18 protein-coding genes are annotated in these 19542 nt (G+C 62.6%); 8 read left to right on the forward strand and 10 right to left on the reverse strand.

Annotated elements, in window-relative coordinates:
• Positions 1–76 precede the first annotated feature (76 nt).
• The gene (locus ACZYR5_RS01375; protein WP_489088234.1) at positions 77–1150 is read right to left on the reverse strand and encodes an AI-2E family transporter; all 1074 of its coding nucleotides are present in this window, start codon (positions 1148–1150) and stop codon (positions 77–79) included.
• A gap of 36 nt (positions 1151–1186) precedes the next feature.
• Complete coding sequence (locus ACZYR5_RS01380) at positions 1187–2227, reverse strand: DUF2066 domain-containing protein (protein WP_489088233.1); 1041 nt, start codon at positions 2225–2227, stop codon at positions 1187–1189.
• A gap of 385 nt (positions 2228–2612) precedes the next feature.
• On the opposite strand from ACZYR5_RS01380, the gene purM reads away from it, so the two are divergent.
• From purM to ACZYR5_RS01400, 4 genes are all read left to right on the forward strand, one after another.
• Positions 2613–3671 (forward strand): phosphoribosylformylglycinamidine cyclo-ligase, encoded by a 1059-nt coding sequence (purM, locus tag ACZYR5_RS01385; protein ID WP_027619973.1) that lies wholly within the window; start codon positions 2613–2615, stop codon positions 3669–3671.
• An 11-nt stretch (positions 3672–3682) separates the two neighbouring features.
• Entirely contained in the window at positions 3683–4330 is a 648-nt protein-coding gene (gene purN / locus ACZYR5_RS01390) for a phosphoribosylglycinamide formyltransferase (protein ID WP_027619972.1), read from the forward strand.
• Positions 4331–4338: 8 nt separating this feature from the next.
• The gene (locus ACZYR5_RS01395) at positions 4339–5058 is read left to right on the forward strand and encodes a DUF3108 domain-containing protein (protein ID WP_489088232.1); all 720 of its coding nucleotides are present in this window, start codon (positions 4339–4341) and stop codon (positions 5056–5058) included.
• A gap of 266 nt (positions 5059–5324) precedes the next feature.
• Positions 5325–5513 carry a DUF3110 domain-containing protein gene (locus ACZYR5_RS01400; RefSeq protein ID WP_489088231.1) on the forward strand — a complete coding sequence of 63 codons (189 nt, stop codon included), beginning with the start codon at positions 5325–5327 and terminating at the stop codon, positions 5511–5513.
• Positions 5514–5577: 64 nt separating this feature from the next.
• On the opposite strand, the gene ACZYR5_RS01405 is transcribed toward ACZYR5_RS01400, so the two are convergent.
• The 7 genes from ACZYR5_RS01405 to ACZYR5_RS01435 all read right to left on the reverse strand — a co-directional run bounded on the left by ACZYR5_RS01405 (position 5578) and on the right by ACZYR5_RS01435 (position 13892).
• Positions 5578–6120, reverse strand: a complete 543-nt coding sequence (locus tag ACZYR5_RS01405) for a DUF2058 domain-containing protein (RefSeq protein ID WP_489088230.1) — start codon at positions 6118–6120, stop codon at positions 5578–5580.
• A gap of 24 nt (positions 6121–6144) precedes the next feature.
• The gene (gene mazG / locus ACZYR5_RS01410) at positions 6145–6978 is read right to left on the reverse strand and encodes a nucleoside triphosphate pyrophosphohydrolase (protein ID WP_489088229.1); all 834 of its coding nucleotides are present in this window, start codon (positions 6976–6978) and stop codon (positions 6145–6147) included.
• Positions 6979–7091: 113 nt separating this feature from the next.
• The gene (gene relA / locus ACZYR5_RS01415) at positions 7092–9335 is read right to left on the reverse strand and encodes a GTP diphosphokinase (protein WP_489088228.1); all 2244 of its coding nucleotides are present in this window, start codon (positions 9333–9335) and stop codon (positions 7092–7094) included.
• A 114-nt stretch (positions 9336–9449) separates the two neighbouring features.
• Positions 9450–10802, reverse strand: coding sequence for a 23S rRNA (uracil(1939)-C(5))-methyltransferase RlmD (gene rlmD, locus ACZYR5_RS01420; RefSeq protein WP_489088227.1), 1353 nt, complete (start codon positions 10800–10802; stop codon positions 9450–9452).
• Complete coding sequence (gene cysM, locus ACZYR5_RS01425) at positions 10802–11704, reverse strand: cysteine synthase CysM (RefSeq protein WP_027619965.1); 903 nt, start codon at positions 11702–11704, stop codon at positions 10802–10804. Before cysM ends, rlmD begins: the two co-directional genes overlap by 1 nt.
• A 117-nt stretch (positions 11705–11821) precedes the next feature.
• Positions 11822–13183 (reverse strand): histidine kinase sensor domain-containing protein, encoded by a 1362-nt coding sequence (locus ACZYR5_RS01430; RefSeq protein WP_489088226.1) that lies wholly within the window; start codon positions 13181–13183, stop codon positions 11822–11824.
• Positions 13170–13892, reverse strand: a complete 723-nt coding sequence (locus ACZYR5_RS01435) for a response regulator transcription factor (RefSeq protein WP_489088225.1) — start codon at positions 13890–13892, stop codon at positions 13170–13172. Before ACZYR5_RS01435 ends, ACZYR5_RS01430 begins: the two co-directional genes overlap by 14 nt.
• A gap of 218 nt (positions 13893–14110) precedes the next feature.
• Between ACZYR5_RS01435 and ACZYR5_RS01440 the strand changes: the two genes are divergently transcribed.
• The 4 genes from ACZYR5_RS01440 (at position 14111) to ACZYR5_RS01455 (ending at position 18836) form a co-directional block, all read left to right on the forward strand.
• The gene (locus ACZYR5_RS01440) at positions 14111–16861 is read left to right on the forward strand and encodes a response regulator (protein WP_489088224.1); all 2751 of its coding nucleotides are present in this window, start codon (positions 14111–14113) and stop codon (positions 16859–16861) included.
• Between the two features lie 65 nt (positions 16862–16926).
• The gene (locus ACZYR5_RS01445; protein ID WP_489088223.1) at positions 16927–17916 is read left to right on the forward strand and encodes a 2-hydroxyacid dehydrogenase; all 990 of its coding nucleotides are present in this window, start codon (positions 16927–16929) and stop codon (positions 17914–17916) included.
• Between the two features lie 81 nt (positions 17917–17997).
• The gene (locus tag ACZYR5_RS01450) at positions 17998–18432 is read left to right on the forward strand and encodes a hypothetical protein (RefSeq protein ID WP_489088222.1); all 435 of its coding nucleotides are present in this window, start codon (positions 17998–18000) and stop codon (positions 18430–18432) included.
• Entirely contained in the window at positions 18432–18836 is a 405-nt protein-coding gene (locus ACZYR5_RS01455) for an META domain-containing protein (RefSeq protein ID WP_489088221.1), read from the forward strand. Before ACZYR5_RS01450 ends, ACZYR5_RS01455 begins: the two co-directional genes overlap by 1 nt.
• Before the next feature lie 198 nt (positions 18837–19034).
• Here ACZYR5_RS01455 and ACZYR5_RS01460 read toward each other — a convergent pair whose 3' ends face one another.
• Positions 19035–19502, reverse strand: a complete 468-nt coding sequence (locus ACZYR5_RS01460; RefSeq protein ID WP_489088220.1) for a TlpA family protein disulfide reductase — start codon at positions 19500–19502, stop codon at positions 19035–19037.
• Between the last annotated feature and the right edge of the window lie 40 nt (positions 19503–19542).

Raw genomic sequence — 19542 nt, forward strand, 5'->3', positions numbered from 1 at the left:
AAGCAAAATCAAAGGTTTGCGTTAACCTCGCAGCGCACCATCATGGCGCGCTGCTAGCATGCCTGATCAACTGTACCTATAAGTCGGGCTCATCTGCACCACTGTACATCTGCGAATCCTTGTAGACATCCTTCAGGTGTCGCACCAACACCATGATTACCGCCGCCAGCGGCAACGCCAGCAGCACCCCGGTAAAACCGAACAGTTCGCCGCCGGCAAGGATCGCGAAGATCACCGCCACCGGGTGCAGGCCAATCCGGTCGCCCACCAGCAATGGTGTCAGGACCATACCTTCAAGCGCCTGACCGACCATGAATACCGCGACAATCCCGACCATGGGGTACAGGTCACCGCCGAACTGGAACAATCCGGCAATCAACGCCGCACCGATGCCAATGACGAAGCCCATGTACGGCACGATGGCCGCCAGGCCGGCGATCAAGCCGATCAACAGACCCAGCTCAAGCCCCACCAGCATCAGGCCGGCGGCATAGATCACACCCAGCGCAACCATCACCAGCAACTGCCCGCGCACGAACGCCCCCAGCACCTCATGACACTCGCCTGCCAGCGATACCACCCGCGCCTCGCTGTCACGCGGCAGCAGGTTGCGGATCTTCGCCATCATCAGGTCCCAGTCGCGCAGCAGGTAGAAGCTCACCACCGGGATCAGCACCAGGTTGGCCAGGAACCCGATCAAGGCCAGGCCCGAAGCCGTCGCCTGACTGAGCACCACGCCGACGATGTCGGTGGTCTGGCCCATGTGCTCGCTGATGGCGGCCTTGACCTTGTCGAACTTCCAGAAGCCATCGTTCAGGCCCAGCTTGGCCTGGGCCCAGGGCATGGCCGTGTGTTGCAACCAGTCGAGCATCTGCGGCGCCAGCTCATACAGGCGCAATAGTTGCTTGGCCAGCATCGGCACCAGCACCAGCAACAGCGCCATGACGATCAGCGTGAACAAGGCAAAGACCGCCACCACGCCCCAGGTGCGCGAGAGCCCGAGCTTTTCCAGGCGATCGACCATGGGATCGAACAGGTACGCCAGGCCCAGGGCGATCAGGAAGGGCGTGAGGATCGGATGCAACAGATAGACAAATGCGCACAGCAGGCCGATAACACCCAACCAAACCCAACGCCGCGAATCGACCATGAACCACTCCATTGCTTCTATATAAGGAAAGAACGTTTACCAGCGGAAATTCAGCTGCGCCTGCGGTGCTGCCGCCGGAACAGGTGCAGCGCCATCCGCCGCCGGCGCAACAGGCGCGGGCGCCGCGGCTGGCACTTCCTGCAGGTGCGCCAGGCCCAACTGGGCCCGCAGCTGTTCACTGCTGCCATTGACCCGGTAGACAATCCGGTCACCCACCACCCGCTGCAAACGCGCGTTGAAAGGCTCGAGCAAACGCCCCAGCGCGGCATAGCGCTCAAGGTTCATGCCCTGCACTTCGAGCAACTGCTCGCTGGCAACGCCTTGTCTGGCGGCAAAACGTGGCGCCAGGCGCTCGCTCACCGCAAGCAATACCGCATCGGCCAGCGCCGCGCTGTCGGCGCCCTGGGCGGTGCCCTGCTCGCGCTGATCGCCCAGCCACAAATGCCACTTGGCCTGCCATTGCCCGCCTTCTTCACGGGCATGCACCGCCAGCAGGCCATCAGCGCCGTAACGTTGCGAGGCCTCGCGCAACGGTGCCGGGTCATTGCCTTCGAGATTCGGCGCGGTCGCCACCAGTTGCTCGCTCAGGTCAGCCAGCGGCAAGCGCAATGGCAAGCCACGGTGCTGAGCAGCACGGCGCAGCGGCGCGGCGCTGGACTGAGCATCGCCGACCAGGTTCGAGCCTTCGGCTGAATCATTGAGCCACCAACCGAGAATCGACGGTCGACTGGCGCCCCACACCGGCAAGCCAGCCTGACGCAGGGCGCGCTCGGTACTGGCCGGATCAAAGTCGACCTGCAGGCTTTCCGGCGGCCCGGCGTCGTAACCGTATTGGCTGATGATCTGCTGCGGATCCTTGCGAATCGCCGCCAGACCGGGACTTTGCACGGCCTTGGCATCACCCGTGAGCCGCAGAATCAGGGTGTCGAGCGCACGCTGGGTGGCCTGGTCACGCTCTTGCGGGGCCTGGCTGCTCACCGGCTCGCGCACTTGGTAGAGACCTTTAACGGTTTCGGCCTGACTGGCCAGACTGAGGACTGACAAACAACCGGCAAACAGTAATTTACACAGACGCATGGAAGATTCCCGACGACAGAAAGCGGCTGGAACTGAGCGCATGAACGCGCTTGAACAGGGCTGTGACCACAGCACCCGGCAAAACATTCACAGGCTCGGCAGAAGTTTTCACCCCGTCATAACCATAGACGGTAAACGGCCCTACCTTATACAGGGACGCGCCCAGTCACCAGCGGCGAGGTTTTTTGGCTTTTTTTTACGCGATATGTCCCTGCCCGTCGGCCCGAGGATGGCCGCTGCCCCTCAAGCCTGATAAAATCGCGCGCCTTCGCAGACCGGCAATGGCCGGGCACTCTGGATTTTTGCGCGGCCACCCCGCCAGGACTCATTCAGCGTTCCCGCCAGATCGGTCGTTACCCCTGAATCCCCCCTAAAGGCCTGGATCATGAGCAAGCAACCCTCCCTGAGCTACAAGGACGCCGGTGTAGACATCGACGCCGGTGAAGCATTGGTCGAACGCATCAAGAGCGTCGCCAAGCGCACTGCGCGCCCGGAAGTCATGGGCGGCCTGGGCGGTTTCGGCGCCCTCTGCGAAATCCCGGCCGGCTACAAGCAGCCTGTACTGGTTTCCGGCACTGACGGCGTCGGCACCAAGCTGCGCCTGGCACTGAACCTGAACAAGCACGACAGCATCGGCATCGACCTGGTTGCCATGTGCGTCAACGACCTGGTGGTCTGCGGTGCCGAGCCGCTGTTCTTCCTCGACTACTACGCCACCGGCAAGTTGAATGTCGACACCGCTGCCCAGGTAGTGACCGGTATTGGCGCAGGCTGCGAACTGTCCGGCTGCTCGCTGGTGGGCGGCGAAACCGCTGAAATGCCTGGCATGTACGAAGGCGAAGACTACGACCTGGCTGGTTTCTGCGTCGGCGTTGTAGAAAAAGCCGAAATCATCGACGGCTCGAAAGTCGCCGCTGGCGATGCCCTGCTCGCCCTGCCGTCTTCCGGCCCGCACTCCAACGGCTACTCGCTGATCCGCAAGATCATCGAAGTATCGGGTGCCGACATCGAAAACATCCAGCTCGACGGCAAGCCGCTGACCGACCTGCTGATGGCGCCGACCCGCATCTACGTCAAGCCACTGCTCAAGCTGATCAAGGACACCGGCGCGGTCAAGGCCATGGCCCACATCACCGGTGGCGGCCTGCTCGACAACATCCCGCGCGTCCTGCCAAAAGGCGCCCAGGCCGTGGTTGACGTGGCCAGCTGGAACCGTCCAGCGGTGTTCGACTGGCTGCAAGAGAAAGGCAACGTTGACGAAACCGAAATGCACCGCGTGCTGAACTGCGGCGTCGGCATGGTCATCTGCGTCGCCCAGGAGCACGTTGAAACCGCGCTGAACGTCCTGCGCGAAGCCGGCGAGCAGCCATGGGTCATCGGCCAGATCTCCACCGCTGCCGAAGGCGCGGCCCAGGTCGAACTGAAGAACCTCAAGGCGCACTGATGCAAGAGCCGATGTCGCAGACCTGTGATGTTGTGGTGCTGTTGTCCGGCACCGGCAGTAACTTGCAGGCCTTGATCGACGCACAGACTGCGGGCAACCCTGCCCGCATTCGTGCGGTGATTTCGAACCGCGCTGATGCCTATGGCCTGCAGCGCGCCCGGGATGCAGGTATCGATACCCGCACCCTGGATCACAAGGCGTTCGAGGGCCGCGAGGCCTTCGATGCCGCCTTGATCGAATTGATTGACGCTTTCCAGCCCAAGCTGGTGGTACTGGCCGGTTTCATGCGCATTCTCAGCGCTGATTTCGTCCGCCACTACCAGGGCCGCCTGCTCAATATCCATCCTTCGCTGCTACCCAAATACAAAGGGTTACACACTCATCAGCGAGCGTTGGAGGCCGGCGACACTGAACACGGATGCAGCGTGCACTTCGTTACCGAGGAACTCGATGGCGGCCCACTGGTCGTACAGGCAGTAATACCGGTAGAGTTACACGATTCGCCGCAAAGTCTGGCGCAGCGCGTCCACGTACGCGAACACCAGATTTATCCGTTGGCCGTTCGCTGGTTTGCCGAGGGTCGCCTGAGCCTTGGCGAAGAAGGTGCTTTACTGGATGGCCAGCTACTTGGGGCCAGCGGTCACTTGATTCGTAACTAGGAGATTTTATGCGTCGCGCCCTGCTCTTCGCTTGTGCTCTGTTCGCCCTGCCGCTTGCGCAGGCCGCAGACCTTCAACCGTTCTCCGCCAGCTACACCGCCGACTGGAAGCAGTTGCCCATGAGCGGCACCGCTGAACGTAGCCTGACCAAAGAGGCCAACGGTGCCTGGAAGCTGCATTTCAAGGCATCGATGATGATTGCCAGCCTGACGGAAGAAAGCACCCTCAAGCTCGACAAGGACACCCTGCTGCCGCAGTCGTATCACTTTGAACGCGGCGGCCTGGGCAAAGCCAAGAAGGTCGACCTGGACTTCGACTGGGCGACCAAGATGGTCACCGGCACCGATCGGGGCGATCCGGTCAAGGTTCCACTCAACACCGGCATGCTCGACAAGTCCACCTACCAGTTGGCCTTGCAGCGTGACGTGGCGGCCGGCAAGAAAAGCATGAGCTACCAGGTGGTCGAAGGTGAAGACACCGACACCTACGACTTCCGCGTGCTGGGCGCCGAAAAGGTCAGCACCAAGGTTGGCACCATCGATGCGATCAAGGTCGAGCGCGTACGCCCACCAGCCGAGAGTGGCAGCAAACGCATCACCGAAATGTGGTTCGCCAAGGATTGGGGTTATGTACTTGTGGCCTTGCGTCAGGTGGAAACCGACGGCAAGGAGTACAACATCATGCTCCAGGACGGTAAGGTCGACGGCAAGGCGGTCAAAGGCCAATAAGCCTGGGCAATACCCGAAAAGCCTCGCGAATGCGGGGCTTTTTTTTCGCCTCGAATTTGCCTGCAACGCCCCTGAAACCATGAAACATATGTCATGAAACCTTTGGCCCTGCGACTGAATGTCGCGGCCTGCCTGGGCTGCAGGATTCTCTCAATTTCTGCAACAGACCGTTACCGATTCTGCGGATTTACTTAGCAAGCTATCAAAACATATAACAAAGGCCTGCACACGCCTTGCTGCAGATCAATTGAGATTGGAGCCAGCCGATGACTGTAAAAGTAACTGAACGCGATGATTCACATATGTCCCATGAAGCCGTAGCCGCCGGCATTCACATCTGGGATGTGCATCAGCAGGACCTGCTGGTGGGCATGTTCCACTCTGAAAGTGACGCTCACCGCTACAGGATCGAACTCGAAGCCCAGGAACAACAGCGAGCGACCCGCTCCGCCTGAGCACAGCATTGAAAACAACGAACCCCGCCGATTGGCGGGGTTCGTGTTTACAGCGCCTGACGGCTTACCACATCAGGTCATCAGGAATCTGATACGCCGCGTACGGATCGTCCTCGGCACTGACCTCTTCGACCTTCTCGTTCATCTGCACGATACGCTTGGGGTCGCGCTCCTGGATTTTCAGGGCCGCTTCGCGCGGAATGACTTCGTAGCCGCCAGCGTGATGCACGATGGCCAGGGAACCGTTGCTGAGCTTGTTGCGCATCAGGGTGTTCACCGACAGGCGCTTGACCTTCTTGTCGTCGACGAAGTTGTAGTAGTCCTCGGTGGTCAGCTTCGGCAGGCGCGAGACTTCGATCAATTGCTTGATCTGCGCGGCACGGGCTTTCTGCTCGGCCTTCTCCTGCTGCTGACGGTTGAGCTCCTGGTCGCGCTTGACCTTCTCGGCCATGGCTTCCTGCGCCTGGCGCTGCTGGGTGTCATCCAGTTCGATCTGCCCCTTGTGGGCCAGGCGCTGCTGTTTCTGCTTCTCTTTGCCGACCTGCTTGGCCTGCTTCTGGTTGACCAGCCCTGCTTTGAGCAACTGGTCGCGAAGGGAAATGCTCATGTGCTTACTCACTTAGGCAACTGCTCAACCGCAGTTGGGCAAATTCTTTTCCTGACGTTTGGCTTCACCCCACAGGGCGTCCAACTCTTCGAGGGTGCAATCTTCCATGGGACGGCCGGTGTCGCGCAATGCCTGTTCGATAAATCGGAACCGTCGCTCGAATTTTCCGTTGGCTTCGCGCAATGCGGTTTCCGGATCGACCTTGAGGTGACGGGCCAGGTTGACCACGGAAAACAGCAGGTCGCCAATCTCGTCACGGATGGCCACCGGGTCATCATCGGCCATGGCTTCGAGCACTTCATCCAGCTCTTCGCGGACCTTGTCGAGCACCGGCAACGCCTCCGGCCAGTCGAAGCCGACCTGACCGGCACGCTTCTGCAGTTTGGCCGAACGCGACAGCGCCGGCAGGGCTGCTGGCACATCGTCGAGCAACGACAACTGCTCGGGCGCCGCGGACTGTTCCGCACGCTCTTCGGCCTTGATCTCTTCCCAGCGCTGCTTGACCTGCTCCTCGTTCAGTCGCGGAACATCCAGCGGCGCATACAGGTCGCCGGTGGGGAATACATGAGGATGCCGGCGGATCAGTTTGCGGGTGATGCTGTCGACCACCCCAGCGAATTCGAAGCGCCCTTCTTCCCGCGCCAGCTGGCTGTAATACACCACCTGGAACAGCAGATCGCCCAATTCGCCCTGCAGATGATCGAAGTCACCGCGCTCGATAGCGTCGGCCACCTCGTAGGCTTCTTCAAGGGTGTGGGGGACGATGCTGGCGTAGGTTTGCTTGATGTCCCATGGACAACCGTACTGCGGATCGCGCAGGCGGTTCATCAGGTGCAGCAGGTCTTGGAGTGTGTACATCCGCGATTCTCGTCAAACAACCATCTGTAGGAGCCGGCTTGCCGGCGAATATCTCAAGCCTTGTACCGGCATGGCGAACGCTTCGCTGGCAAGCCAGCTCCTACAGGGTGGGGTCAAGGCGTACGATTGCGCCGGGTTTCAATGATGTTCGGCAACTGGGAAATACGCCCCAGCAACCGCCCCAACGCATCCAGGCCCGGGATCTCGATGGTCAGGGACATCAACGCGGTGTTGTCCTCCTTGTTCGAGCGGGTGTTGACCGCCAGCACGTTGATCCGCTCGTTGAGCAACACCTGGGACACGTCACGCAGCAAGCCGGAACGGTCGTAGGCACGGATGATGATGTCCACCGGATAGGTGAGCACCGGCACCGGTCCCCAGCTGACCTGGATGATCCGCTCTGGCTCGCGCCCGCCCAGTTGCAGCACCGAAGCGCAGTCCTGGCGGTGAATGCTCACGCCGCGGCCCTGGGTGATGTAGCCGACGATCGCATCGCCCGGCAACGGCTGGCAGCAGCCGGCCATCTGGGTCATCAGGTTGCCCACGCCCTGGATCTGGATGTCGCCACGCTTGCCTGGCTTGTAGCCGGCGGCCTTGCGCGGAATCAGTTCCAGCTGTTCGTTGCCGCGTTCCGGCTCAACCAGTTGCTGCGCGAGGTTGACCAACTGCGCCAGACGCAAATCGCCCGCACCCAGGGCAGCGAACATGTCCTCGGCGGTTTTCATGTTGGCCTTGTCGGCCAGCTTTTCGAAATCCACCTGCGGCAGGCCGAGGCGATTGAGTTCGCGTTCGAGCAGGGTCTTGCCCGCCGCGACGTTCTGGTCCCGGGCCTGCAACTTGAACCAATGGACAATCTTCGCCCGCGCCCGCGAGGTGGTGATGTAGCCCAGGTTCGGGTTCAGCCAGTCGCGGCTCGGCGTACCGTGCTTGCTGGTGATGATCTCGACCTGTTCACCGGTCTGCAGGCTGTAGTTGAGCGGCACGATGCGCCCGTTGATCTTCGCGCCACGGCAGTTGTGACCGATTTCAGTGTGCACGCGGTAGGCGAAGTCCAGCGGAGTCGCGCCCTTGGGCAGGTCGATGGCATGCCCGTCGGGGGTGAAGATGTAGACCCGATCCGGCTCGATATCGACCCGCAACTGCTCGGCCAGGCCGCCGATATCCCCCAGCTCTTCGTGCCATTCCAGCACCTGGCGCAACCAGGAGATTTTCTCTTCGTAATGGTTGGAGCCCGACTTGACGTCGGTGCCCTTGTAGCGCCAGTGCGCGCACACGCCCAACTCGGCTTCTTCGTGCATGGCGTGGGTGCGGATCTGCACTTCCAGCACCTTGCCCTCGGGGCCGATCACCGCCGTGTGCAACGAGCGATAGCCGTTTTCCTTGGGGTTGGCGATGTAGTCGTCGAACTCCTTGGGAATGTGCCGCCACAGGGTGTGGACAATGCCCAGCGCGGTGTAGCAATCGCGCATTTCCGGCACCAGCACGCGCACCGCACGCACGTCGTAGATCTGGCTGAAGGCCAGGCCTTTGCGCTGCATTTTGCGCCAGATCGAATAGATGTGCTTGGCCCGGCCGCTGATGTCGGCATCGACGCCGGTGGCCTGCAACTCGCTCTGCAACTGGTTCATCACGTCGCTGATGAAGCGCTCGCGGTCCAGCCGCCGCTCGTGCAGCAGTTTGGCGATCTGTTTGTACTGGTCGGGCTCCAGGTAACGGAAGGACAAGTCCTCCAGTTCCCACTTGATATGACCGATGCCCAGGCGGTGTGCCAGTGGGGCATAGATGTCGAAGACTTCGCGGGCGACCCGATTGCGCTTTTCATCGTCGGCGGTTTTCACCGCACGGATCGCGCAGGTGCGCTCCGCCAGTTTGATCAGCGCGACGCGCACGTCATCGACCATGGCCACCAGCATCTTGCGCAGGTTTTCCACCTGGCCCTGGGTACCCATGACCATCGATTGACGCGGGCTCAGGCTGGCGCTGATGGCCGCCATGCGTTGCACGCCATCGATCAGCTTGCCGACCACCGCGCCAAAGCGCTGGCTGACCGCCGGCAACTGGATCTGACCTTCGCGCACGCCACGGTAAAGAATCGCCGCCACCAGCGAGTCCTGATCGAGCTTGAGGTCGGCGAGAATCTCGGCGATCTCAAGACCGGTGCGAAAACTCGAGGTGCCTTCGGCCCACAGGTTCTTCGCGGCGTTATCTTGCTGTTCGGCCTCGCGAGCGAACTCGCAGGCTTGCTTCAAGGCTTCGCGATCCAGTGCCGGATCGACACTGACCGCATGATCGAGCCAAGCCTCGAGGTTGATACTGCCGTCGGTGTTGATCGGCTGGTGTGCTCTCACCTGTACCATCTTGCTTACCTTCCCTACGACGCAGCTTCAATGCGTCAAATCGCTGACCTTGGTTGCCCGTGCACGCTCGCGGCGAATCCTGCACGGGCGGTCCAGTCGGACCAGACGAGCATCCTAGCTCGCTTCAAATAACGCCATGGCCTCGACATGTGCCGTCTGAGGAAACATATCGAGGATCCCGGCACGTTTTAACCGGTAGCCTTGCTTGACCAATTCGAGCGTGTCACGCGCCAGCGTAGCCGGGTTGCACGACACATACACCAGGCGCTTGGCGCCGAGCGACGCGAGGGTGCGCACCACCTCGAAGGCACCGTCACGCGGTGGGTCCAAGAGTACCGCAGAAAAGTCTTCTTCGGCCCATTTGGCACCCGCCAGAGGCTGGGATAAATCGGCCTGAAAAAACTTCGCGTTATGCAGATTATTGCTAGCGGCGTTGGCCGCCGCGCGCTCGACCATGGTCTGCACGCCTTCTACCGCCACCACTTCGCGCACCTGCTGGGCCAGCGGCAAGGCAAAGTTACCCAGGCCACAGAACAGATCCAGCACCCGCTCTTCGCTGCCGGGCTGCAGCCAGTCCAACGCCTGGGCCACCATCGCTTCGTTGACCCCGGCATTGACCTGCACAAAGTCGCCCGGCCGGTACGCCAGCTCCAGGTTCCAGCGCTCCAGGCGATAGCCCAGGTGCTGTTCGCTGTCCACCGGTTGCGGCTCACCCTCGCCCTGCAGCCACAGCTGGGCTTCATGGAAGGCGCAGAACTCCTTGAGGATGGCGAGATCGGCCTCGGACAACGGCGCCATGTGCCGCAGCAACAAGGCCAATGACGACCCGGCAAACAATTCGACATGCCCCAGCGCCTGCGGCTTGCCCAAGCGTCGCAGCATCTGCGGCAAACGGCTCATGATCGGTTGCAAGGGCTGTACCAGCACCGGGCACTCGTCGATGCCGACGATGTCCTGGCTGCCCGCGGCACGGAAGCCGACTTCGAGCTTCTTGCTCTTCTGATCCCAGCGCACGGCCACCCGGGCACGGCGCCGGTAGGCGAACTCCGGCCCGCTCAATGGCTCAGCCCAGGATTCGGGCTCAACCCCGGCGACCCGCGACAACTGCTCGGCGAGCATGCGCTGTTTCAGGGCAAGTTGTTCGCTGTGGGGCAAGTGCTGCACGCTGCAACCGCCACAGCGCCCAGCGTGGGCGCAAGGTGCCGGACGACGCAGGTCATTGGCGACGAATACCCGCTCGGCACGCGCCTCCACCACCTTGCCGTGGGCGCCAAGAACGCGCGCCTCGACTTCTTCACCGGCCAGGGCGCCCATGACGAACCAGGTGCGCCCTTCGAAAAACGCGATACCGCGACCGTCATTGGCCAGGCGCTCGATGCTCAAGCGCTGCTTTTTGCCGGTCGGGACTTGCGGGGCCTTGCTGCCACCCGTGGGTTGGAAGCGCAGGCCTCTCGGTTGCTTGGCCATCAGTTGGGCGCGTCGAAAATGCCGGTCGACAGGTAACGGTCGCCACGGTCACAGATGATCGCGACGATCACCGCGTTTTCCAGCTCTTGAGACAAGCGCAGCATGGCCGCGACTGCACCACCGGACGACACACCACAGAAGATGCCTTCTTCGCGCGCCAGGCGTCGGGTCACGTCCTCGGCTTCGGCCTGGGCCATGTCGACGATGCGGTCGACCCGATCGGCTTGATAGATCTTCGGCAGGTATTCCTCGGGCCAACGGCGGATGCCCGGGATCGCCGCGCCTTCCATGGGTTGCAGGCCGACGATTTGCACGTCCTGGCTCTGTTCCTTGAGGTAGCGCGAAACGCCCATGATGGTCCCGGTGGTGCCCATGGAACTGACGAAATGGGTGATGCTGCCCTGGGTCTGGCGCCAGATTTCCGGGCCGGTGGTGGTGTAGTGCGCCTCGGGGTTGTCACCGTTGGCGAACTGGTCCAGCACCTTGCCACGGCCTTCGGCCTCCATGCGCTGGGCGAGGTCGCGGGCGCCTTCCATGCCTTCTTCCTGGCTGACCAGGATCAACTCGGCACCGTAGGCGGTCATCGCTGCCTTGCGCTCGGCACTGGAGTTGTCGGGCATGATTAGGATCATCTTGTAGCCCTTGATCGCCGCGGCCATGGCCAGGGCAATCCCGGTGTTGCCGGAAGTCGCCTCGATCAGGGTATCGCCGGGATGAATCTGCCCACGCAGTTCGGCACGGGTAATCATCGACAGCGCCGGACGGTCCTTGACCGAACCCGCCGGGTTATTACCCTCGAGCTTGAGCAGCAGGGTGTTGCTGGTCACGCCAGGCAGGCGCTGAAGACGGACCAGCGGGGTGTTGCCGACGCAATCGGCGATGGTTGGGTACTGCAGAGTCATGGCGTATTCGCAATCCGGACTGCGGGGGCGCCCATCATACCGGCAAACGTGCGCCGGCCATATCACGCAAAGTGTGGTGCTTATGGCTGAACGCTATAAGACAGAAAGCAGCCGCGATCAGGCTGCACCATCATGGGCCAGCAGACGAATATTCAAGCGCAAACCACGCCCGGTGTTCTGCGCCCAGATGAATCCGCCCTGGCGCTGCACCGCATTCCTGGCGATGCTCAGTCCCAGGCCGAAGCCGCCATTGCCCGGGCGCGAGCCGTCGAGGCGAGTGAAGGGCAGGAAGATTCGTTCCAGATCGGCTTCGGCCACGCCGCCGCCCTGATCCTCCAGCCACAGCTGCCAGAAATCGCCATCGCGGCGTCCGCCGAGACTGACACGGCCGCCTGCCGGTGAATGGCGGATGGCATTGCGCAGGATGTTTTCCAGGGCCTGGGCCAGGGTATTGAGGTTGCCGCGTACCCAACAGCTGGCATCCACCGAACACTGCAACTGGGCGCTGGGCCAGGCGCTTTCGTAGCAGGCATTTTCGCAGAGCATTTCCCACAGCGCCTGGATCTGGATCGCCTCGTCCGGCAGCGGCGTGCGCTCGGTGTCGAGCCACGCCAGTTGCAGGGTGTCCTCAACCAGGCGCTGCATGCCGTCGACCTCGCGGCCGATGCGCTCGCGTAATTGGCCCAGGTCCTGCTCGCTCTCGCTGGCCACCCGCAGTCGGCTCAACGGCGTGCGCAGTTCGTGGGACAGGTCGCGCAGCAATTGTTGCTGCAGGGCCACGGTGCTTTGCAGGCGCTCGGACATGTGATCGAACGCCCGCCCCAGTTCACCCAATTCGTCCTGGCGATTGATGGTCTGGCTCGACAGGCGCACGCCCAGTTGATCGGCACGCCAGGCGTTGGCCTGTTCGCGCAGGCTGTTGAGCGGGACCACCAGCAGGCGGTACAACCCGACGCACAACAACAGGGTGATAAAGCCGGGGATCACGCCATTGGTGATCACTCGCCAGAACAGCTGATTGCGCCCCGGCATGAAACGCTGGGGCAGTTCCATCACCAGGCTGCCGGCGGCGGGATTGCCGGGAAACGGCAGGCGCAACCCGGGCAGGCGTTTGTTGTGAATGGGCCAGTCGAGGTTGCGCAGGAAGGTCAGGCGCTCGACCTGTTGATCGCTCAAGGGCTGGGTGCCGAGGGATTGCAGGTCCGCGCCGACAACGTCGGCCCAGCCTTTTTCCCGTTTGCGCAGCCCCTGCAACCAACGGTCGACGGCTTCGGACCGGCCGTTCAGCCAGGCTTGCTCGGCTTCGGCGGCGTAGCCCGACAAGGTGGCGCGCGCCTGCGCCGAAAGAAACTGGTCCTGCTTCTCCATGTAGCGGCCCCAGGACCAGCTCAACCAGATCATCAGCAGGCAGAAGGCAACCAGGAGCAACGCCAGCTTCCAGAACAGCGAGTGGCGGCCCGGTACGTCAGACCACTTCATCGGCGGCGCTCAATACATAGCCTTTGCCCCACACCGTGCGCACTTCGCGCTCGCTGTAGCCGATGGCCTTGAGCTTGCGGCGGATCTGGCTGATGTGCATGTCCAGGCTGCGGTCATGGGGCGCGTAGCCGCGCTGCAGGACGTGCTGATACAGGAAGGCCTTGCTGAGGACTTCGTCGCCGTTGCGATTGAGGGTGTCGAGCAGGCGATACTCGCTGCGGGTCAGGCCGGCCCAGCCCTGGCCATAATGCACGTCACACAGTTCTTCATCGAAGCGCAGGCTGTGGGCTTCGCTGCTCGGGACCGGAGCAACGTGACGCCGGTCGAGGGCCACCCGGCGCAAGATGGCTTCTATGCGCACGCGCAGTTCGGCCATGCTGAAGGGTTTGGGCAAGTAATCGTCGGCGCCCAGGCGAAAGCCGCTGATGCGGTCGGCCTCGGCCCCCAGCGCCGACATCAGCAACACAGGCGTGGAGTCGCTGGCGCGCAAATCCGTCAGCACCGCCAGGCCGTCCATGCCCGGCAGCAGGATATCCATCAGCACCACGTCAAACGCCTGGGCGCGCGCCATTTCCAGCCCTTCCCGGCCGTTCTGGCACCAGGTCACCTGAAAGCCACTGCGCCCCAGATGCTCATGCACATAAGCGCCGAGCACCAGGTCGTCTTCGATGGTCAGAATGCGGGGAAGGCCAACAGATACGGGAGTCATTAGCTTCTGCAAGTAATTCTCAATCACTGATTATTCAAGATTGTCTGGCCATGAGCAACCCGTGACTTTGGTCGCGGCCTGGTCAAGCGATGGAAGGAAGAACCGACTGCGGGTAATAAACGAAGATTGCACACCCGCAAATCGCTACACTGGCCGGGTGCTGCGCGCCGGATGTGCGCATCGAGCATCGATGAACAGGGTGTTGACTGGAGAGCGGCGTGCTGAAGAAACTCGGGATCAAGGGTCGTGTCCTGCTGCTGACCTTGCTGCCAACCAGCCTGATGGCGCTGGTCCTCGGTGGATACTTCACGTGGATGCAGCAGACTGACCTGCAAACCCAACTGCTCACCCGTGGCGAAATGATCGCCGAACAACTGGCGCCGCTGGTGGCCCCGCCCATGGCCCACCGCAATGCCGAGCAACTCGAGCGCATTGCCACGCAATCGCTGGAGCAGCCGGATGTGCGCGCGGTGTCGTTCCTCGCCCCGGACCGCAGCCTGCTGGCCCATGCCGGGCCGCTGATGCTCAACCAGGCCCCCACGGGTGACAGCTCGCACCTGTTGCGACGCAGCGGCAACGACGCCACCCGCTACCTGCTGCCGGTATTCGGCAAGCATCGCAACCTGGCGGGTGAAGTGATCCCGGGGGAAGACGACCGCCTGCTCGGCTGGGTCGAACTCGAACTGTCCCACAGCGGCATGCTGCTGCGCGGCTACCGCAGCCTGTTCGCCAGCCTGATGCTGATTGGCGGCGGCCTGATCTGCACCGCCCTGCTTGCCCTGCGGATGGGCCGCACCATCAACAACCCGCTCAACAGCATCAAGCAGGCCGTGGCCCAGCTCAAGGACGGCCATCTGGAAACCCGCCTGCCACCGCTGGGCAGCCAGGAACTGGATGAACTGGCTTCCGGCATCAATCGCATGGCCAGCACCCTGCAAAACGCCCAGGAAGAATTGCAGCACAGCATCGACCAGGCCACCGAAGACGTGCGCCAGAATCTGGAAACCATTGAAATCCAGAACATCGAGCTGGACCTGGCGCGCAAGGAAGCCCTGGAAGCGAGCAGGATCAAGTCCGAATTCCTCGCCAACATGAGCCATGAAATCCGCACACCGCTCAATGGCATCCTCGGGTTCACCCACCTGCTGCAGAAAAGTGAGCTGACCCCGCGCCAGCTCGACTACCTGGGCACCATCGAGAAGTCCGCCGACAGCCTGCTGGGAATCATCAACGAGATTCTCGACTTCTCGAAGATCGAGGCCGGCAAGCTGGTGCTCGACAGCATTCCGTTCAACCTGCGCGACCTGCTGCAGGACACCCTGACCATCCTCGCCCCCGCCGCCCACGCCAAGCAGCTGGAGCTGGTGAGCCTGGTGTATCGCGACACGCCGCTGTCGCTGATCGGCGATCCGCTGCGCCTGAAACAGATCCTCACCAACCTGGTGAGCAACGCAATCAAGTTCACCCGCGAAGGTACGATCGTTGCTCGCGCCATGCTTGAAGACGAGCATGAAGACAGCGTGCAACTGCGCATCAGTATTCAGGACACCGGCATCGGCCTGTCCAACCAGGATGTGCGCGCGCTGTTCCAGGCGTTCAGCCAGGCCGACAACTCGCTGTCGCGCCAACCCGGCGGCACCGGCCTGGGCTTGGTGATTTCCAAGCGCCTGATCGAGCAGATGGGTGGCGAGATCGGGGTCGACAGTACCCCGGGCGAAGGCTCGGAGTTCTGGATCAGCCTGAGCCTGCCGAAAACCCGCGACGATGCCGAGGACCTGCCGCTCGCGCCGCTGTTGGGCCGGCGCGTCGCGGTGTTGGAAAACCATGAGTTGGCGCGCCAGGCGCTGCAGCATCAACTGGAAGACTGTGGCTTGCAGGTGACCCCGTTCAACACCCTGGAAAGCCTGACCAACGGGGTCACGGGCGCACACCAGACCGAGCAGGCCATCGACCTGGCAGTGCTCGGCGTGACTGCCAACGACATGCCACCGGAGCGCCTCAACCAGCACATCTGGGACCTCGAACACCTGGGCTGCAAAGTGCTGGTGCTGTGCCCGACCACCGAGCAGACCCTGTATCACCTGTCGGTGCCCAATCCCCACAGCCAGTTGCAGGCCAAGCCGGCCTGCACCCGCAAATTGCGCCGGGCGCTGTCGGACCTGGTCAGCCCGCGGCCAGTGCGCAACGAACCCAACGAACCCCTTTCCAGCCGTGCGCCGAAGGTGCTGTGCGTGGATGACAACCCGGCCAACCTGCTGCTGGTGCAGACCCTGCTCGAGGACATGGGCGCCAGGGTGCTGGCGGTGGAAAGTGGCTATGCCGCGATCAAGGCGGTGCAGACCGAGACCTTCGACCTGGTGCTGATGGACGTGCAGATGCCGGGCATGGATGGACGCCAGACCACCGAGGCCATTCGGCAGTGGGAGAACTCGCGACAGAGTACGCCACTGCCAATCGTCGCCCTCACCGCCCACGCCATGGCCAATGAAAAACGCGCCTTGCTGCAAAGCGGCATGGACGACTACCTGACCAAGCCCATCAGCGAACGGCAACTGGCCCAGGTAGTGTTGAAGTGGACCGGCCTGGCCCTGCGCAATCAAGCGCCGGAACCCGTTGATAGCCCTGCCCATGCCAACGAGTTGCTGGTGCTCGACCCGGATGAGGGCCTGCGCCTGGCCGCCGGCAAGGCTGATCTGGCCGCCGACATGCTGGCCATGCTCCTGGCTTCGCTGGAGGCCGATCGCGAGGCCATTCGCGCCGCCCGCGACAGCCATGACCACAATGCGCTGATCGAGCGCGTCCACCGCCTGCACGGGGCGACCCGTTACTGTGGCGTGCCGCAGTTGCGTGCCGCCTGCCAACGCAGCGAAACCCTGCTCAAGCAACAGGACCCCAAGGCCCACTCGGCGCTGGAAGACCTCGAGCGGGCGATCAACCGCCTGGCGCAGCAAGCCCGCATCAGTGCCTGATCCACGGCAATGGCGGCCGGTGCAACGGCCTGTAGACTCAGTGCAATCAGAATCAGGATGAGACCATGCGCACCCTACTTTTCAGCAGTCAGACCTACGACCGCGAAAGCTTTCTCGCTGCCGCGCAACCTGGTGCCAACGAACTGCACTTCCAGGCCGCACGCCTGAGCCTCGACACCGTGGCCCTGGCCGAGCGTTACGAAGTGGTCTGCCCCTTCATCAATGACGACCTCAGCGCCCCGGTCCTGGAGCAATTGGCGGCCGGCGGCACACGCCTGATTGCCCTGCGTTCGGCCGGCTACAACCATGTCGACCTGGCTGCGGCGCATCGCCTGGGCCTGAGCATCGTCCGCGTCCCGGCCTACTCGCCGCACGCCGTGGCCGAACACGCCGTGGCCCTGATCCTGGCGCTCAACCGCCGCCTGCATCGCGCCTACAACCGCACCCGCGAGGGCGACTTCACCCTGCACGGCCTGACCGGTTTCGACCTGTACGGCAAGACGGTGGGCGTGGTCGGCACCGGGCAGATCGGCGCCACCTTCGCGAAAATCATGGCCGGCTTCGGCTGCCAGTTGCTGGCCTATGACCCCTACCCCAACCCGGAAGTCGAGGCCCTCGGCGGCCGCTACCTGCCATTGCCGGAACTGCTGGCGCAATCGCAAATCATCAGCCTGCACTGTCCGCTGACCGCCGACAGCAAGCACCTGATCAACAGCCAGTCGCTGGCCGGCCTGCAACCCGGCGCCATGCTGATCAACACCGGGCGTGGCGCGTTGGTAGACACACCGGCGCTGATCGAGGCATTGAAATCCGGGCAATTGGGTTACCTGGGGCTGGATGTCTATGAAGAGGAAGCGCAGCTGTTTTTCGAGGATCGCTCCGACCTGCCGCTGCAGGACGACGTGCTCGCCCGGCTGTTGACCTTCCCCAACGTGATTGTCACCGCCCACCAGGCGTTTCTGACCCGCGAGGCCCTGGCGGCGATTGCCGCGACTACGTTGCAGAACATTGCCGACTGGGCCGCGGGCACCCCGCAAAATCAGGTCGAAGGCTGATTTTGCCGGATCGAAGGTCGTTTCCGTGGGCCATGGGCCAGTGCTTCGCGTGCTAGCATATCGGCCATATTTGGAGGACCCATGGTCGAACACGATTTCCGCTACAACCTGATGAACCCGCAACACACCCTGACCGAATGCCGCGCACTGACGCCGGGACGCTATCAAGTCACCGGCAACGGTGGCTCGATTCGCGCCAACGACGTGCTGCTGGTGACCCTCAAGGGCAGCAAGGACTTGTCCATGCGCCTGACCGTCGACAACGTTCGTCACCTGCTCAAGCCCATGGGCCAGTGGGTTGCGGTAGCTACCGGTCCGGTGTTCGGCGAACTGGCGATTCACACCTGGCAAGTCAATTGCGACAGCTGCGCCAAGGAGTTGAGTTTCGAGTTCGCGGTGGATGCCAAGCTGGGCAACAAGGCTGAAAAGCCGGCTGCCACCGCGCGCATTGCCGAACTGGGCTGGAGCACCGTCGGCGACAAGCACATTTGCCCAAAGTGCCAGGAGTCCGCGTGATGAAACACCTGGTTCTGGCCGGGGTCGCGGGCGCAGCCCTGCTGGGCTGCGCCGCCGAGCCGGTGAAGCTGCAACAGGACCGCAGCTATATCCTGGAATGGATTGGCGAGCGTCCGTTGATCGATTACAGCCACCTGACCATCACCCTCGGTGGCGACGGTCGCGCCTACGGCAACGGCGGCTGCAACCACTGGTTCGCGCCCTATACCCTGGACGGTGACAGGTTGAGCTTCGGCAAAGTCGGCAGCACCCGCAAACTGTGCGCGCCGGCGCTGATGGAGCAGGAAAAACGCTTCCTGCAAGCACTGGAAACCGTGCAACGCTGGGACGTCTCGCCGATCGAGCAGATGCGCTTCTGGCCGGCCGAAGGCAAGCCGTTGCGCTGGTGGCTGGAAGAAGGCTAAGCGAGCCTGCTTGGGTGGACTGCACCCGCCCCCCCCCTGTGGGAGCGAGCCTGCTCGCGATGGTCGTTAACGATAACGCGTTAATCCAGGCAAAACCCATCGCCTGTTACACCATCGCCAGCAGCGGAGCGCCGCCCGGGCTGGCTCCGACAAAAAGCATGCAGAGCACCCGCCGGTTTCCCTGACTGGCGCCTCTCTTCAATTCTTCGCCTGCAACGCCTGCAACTTGGCCATCACCCCCGCCGCCGTCTGCTCACCCATCAACTGCTCACGCACCTTGCCCTTGTTGTCGACGATATACGTCACAGGCAACGCCTCGCTGCGCGGCAGTTCGAAACGCTCCGCCGGGTCCTGGGCCAACACGGTGAAGGCGATGCCCAACTTGTTGCTGGCGCTCTTGAGTTCTTCGCCCTGCACGCCGTCGAAATTCACCCCGAAAACACCGATCTTCTGCCCCTTGAGCTGTTCGGCCAAGGCATTGAGCTCAGGGATCTCGGTACGGCATGGCCCGCACCATTCGGCCCAGTAATTGAGCACGAACCACTTGCCATCCAGGCGCTCGGACGCCACTTTCTGTCCCGATTGGTCGGTGCCGTAGTCGTAACCACAGCCGCCCAGCAGCAAGGTTGCGAAAAGTGCCAGTACTGCGGTCAATCGCCTTGTCATGGGGCTGATCCTTGTTGAAAAAATAGGTACTGCTTGCGAC

The sequence above is a fragment of the Pseudomonas sp. F007 genome (assembly GCF_057814275.1).

Coding starts and splice junctions, on each gene's coding strand:
- ACZYR5_RS01375 (WP_489088234.1), bottom strand. CDS start 1,150: ATGGTCGATTCGCGGCGTTGGGTTTGGTTGGGTGTTATCGGCCTGCTG.
- ACZYR5_RS01380 (WP_489088233.1), bottom strand. CDS start 2,227: ATGCGTCTGTGTAAATTACTGTTTGCCGGTTGTTTGTCAGTCCTCAGT.
- purM (WP_027619973.1), top strand. CDS start 2,613: ATGAGCAAGCAACCCTCCCTGAGCTACAAGGACGCCGGTGTAGACATC.
- purN (WP_027619972.1), top strand. CDS start 3,683: ATGTCGCAGACCTGTGATGTTGTGGTGCTGTTGTCCGGCACCGGCAGT.
- ACZYR5_RS01395 (WP_489088232.1), top strand. CDS start 4,339: ATGCGTCGCGCCCTGCTCTTCGCTTGTGCTCTGTTCGCCCTGCCGCTT.
- ACZYR5_RS01400 (WP_489088231.1), top strand. CDS start 5,325: ATGACTGTAAAAGTAACTGAACGCGATGATTCACATATGTCCCATGAA.
- ACZYR5_RS01405 (WP_489088230.1), bottom strand. CDS start 6,120: ATGAGCATTTCCCTTCGCGACCAGTTGCTCAAAGCAGGGCTGGTCAAC.
- mazG (WP_489088229.1), bottom strand. CDS start 6,978: ATGTACACACTCCAAGACCTGCTGCACCTGATGAACCGCCTGCGCGAT.
- relA (WP_489088228.1), bottom strand. CDS start 9,335: ATGGTACAGGTGAGAGCACACCAGCCGATCAACACCGACGGCAGTATC.
- rlmD (WP_489088227.1), bottom strand. CDS start 10,802: ATGGCCAAGCAACCGAGAGGCCTGCGCTTCCAACCCACGGGTGGCAGC.
- cysM (WP_027619965.1), bottom strand. CDS start 11,704: ATGACTCTGCAGTACCCAACCATCGCCGATTGCGTCGGCAACACCCCG.
- ACZYR5_RS01430 (WP_489088226.1), bottom strand. CDS start 13,183: ATGAAGTGGTCTGACGTACCGGGCCGCCACTCGCTGTTCTGGAAGCTG.
- ACZYR5_RS01435 (WP_489088225.1), bottom strand. CDS start 13,892: ATGACTCCCGTATCTGTTGGCCTTCCCCGCATTCTGACCATCGAAGAC.
- ACZYR5_RS01445 (WP_489088223.1), top strand. CDS start 16,927: ATGCGCACCCTACTTTTCAGCAGTCAGACCTACGACCGCGAAAGCTTT.
- ACZYR5_RS01450 (WP_489088222.1), top strand. CDS start 17,998: ATGGTCGAACACGATTTCCGCTACAACCTGATGAACCCGCAACACACC.
- ACZYR5_RS01455 (WP_489088221.1), top strand. CDS start 18,432: ATGAAACACCTGGTTCTGGCCGGGGTCGCGGGCGCAGCCCTGCTGGGC.
- ACZYR5_RS01460 (WP_489088220.1), bottom strand. CDS start 19,502: ATGACAAGGCGATTGACCGCAGTACTGGCACTTTTCGCAACCTTGCTG.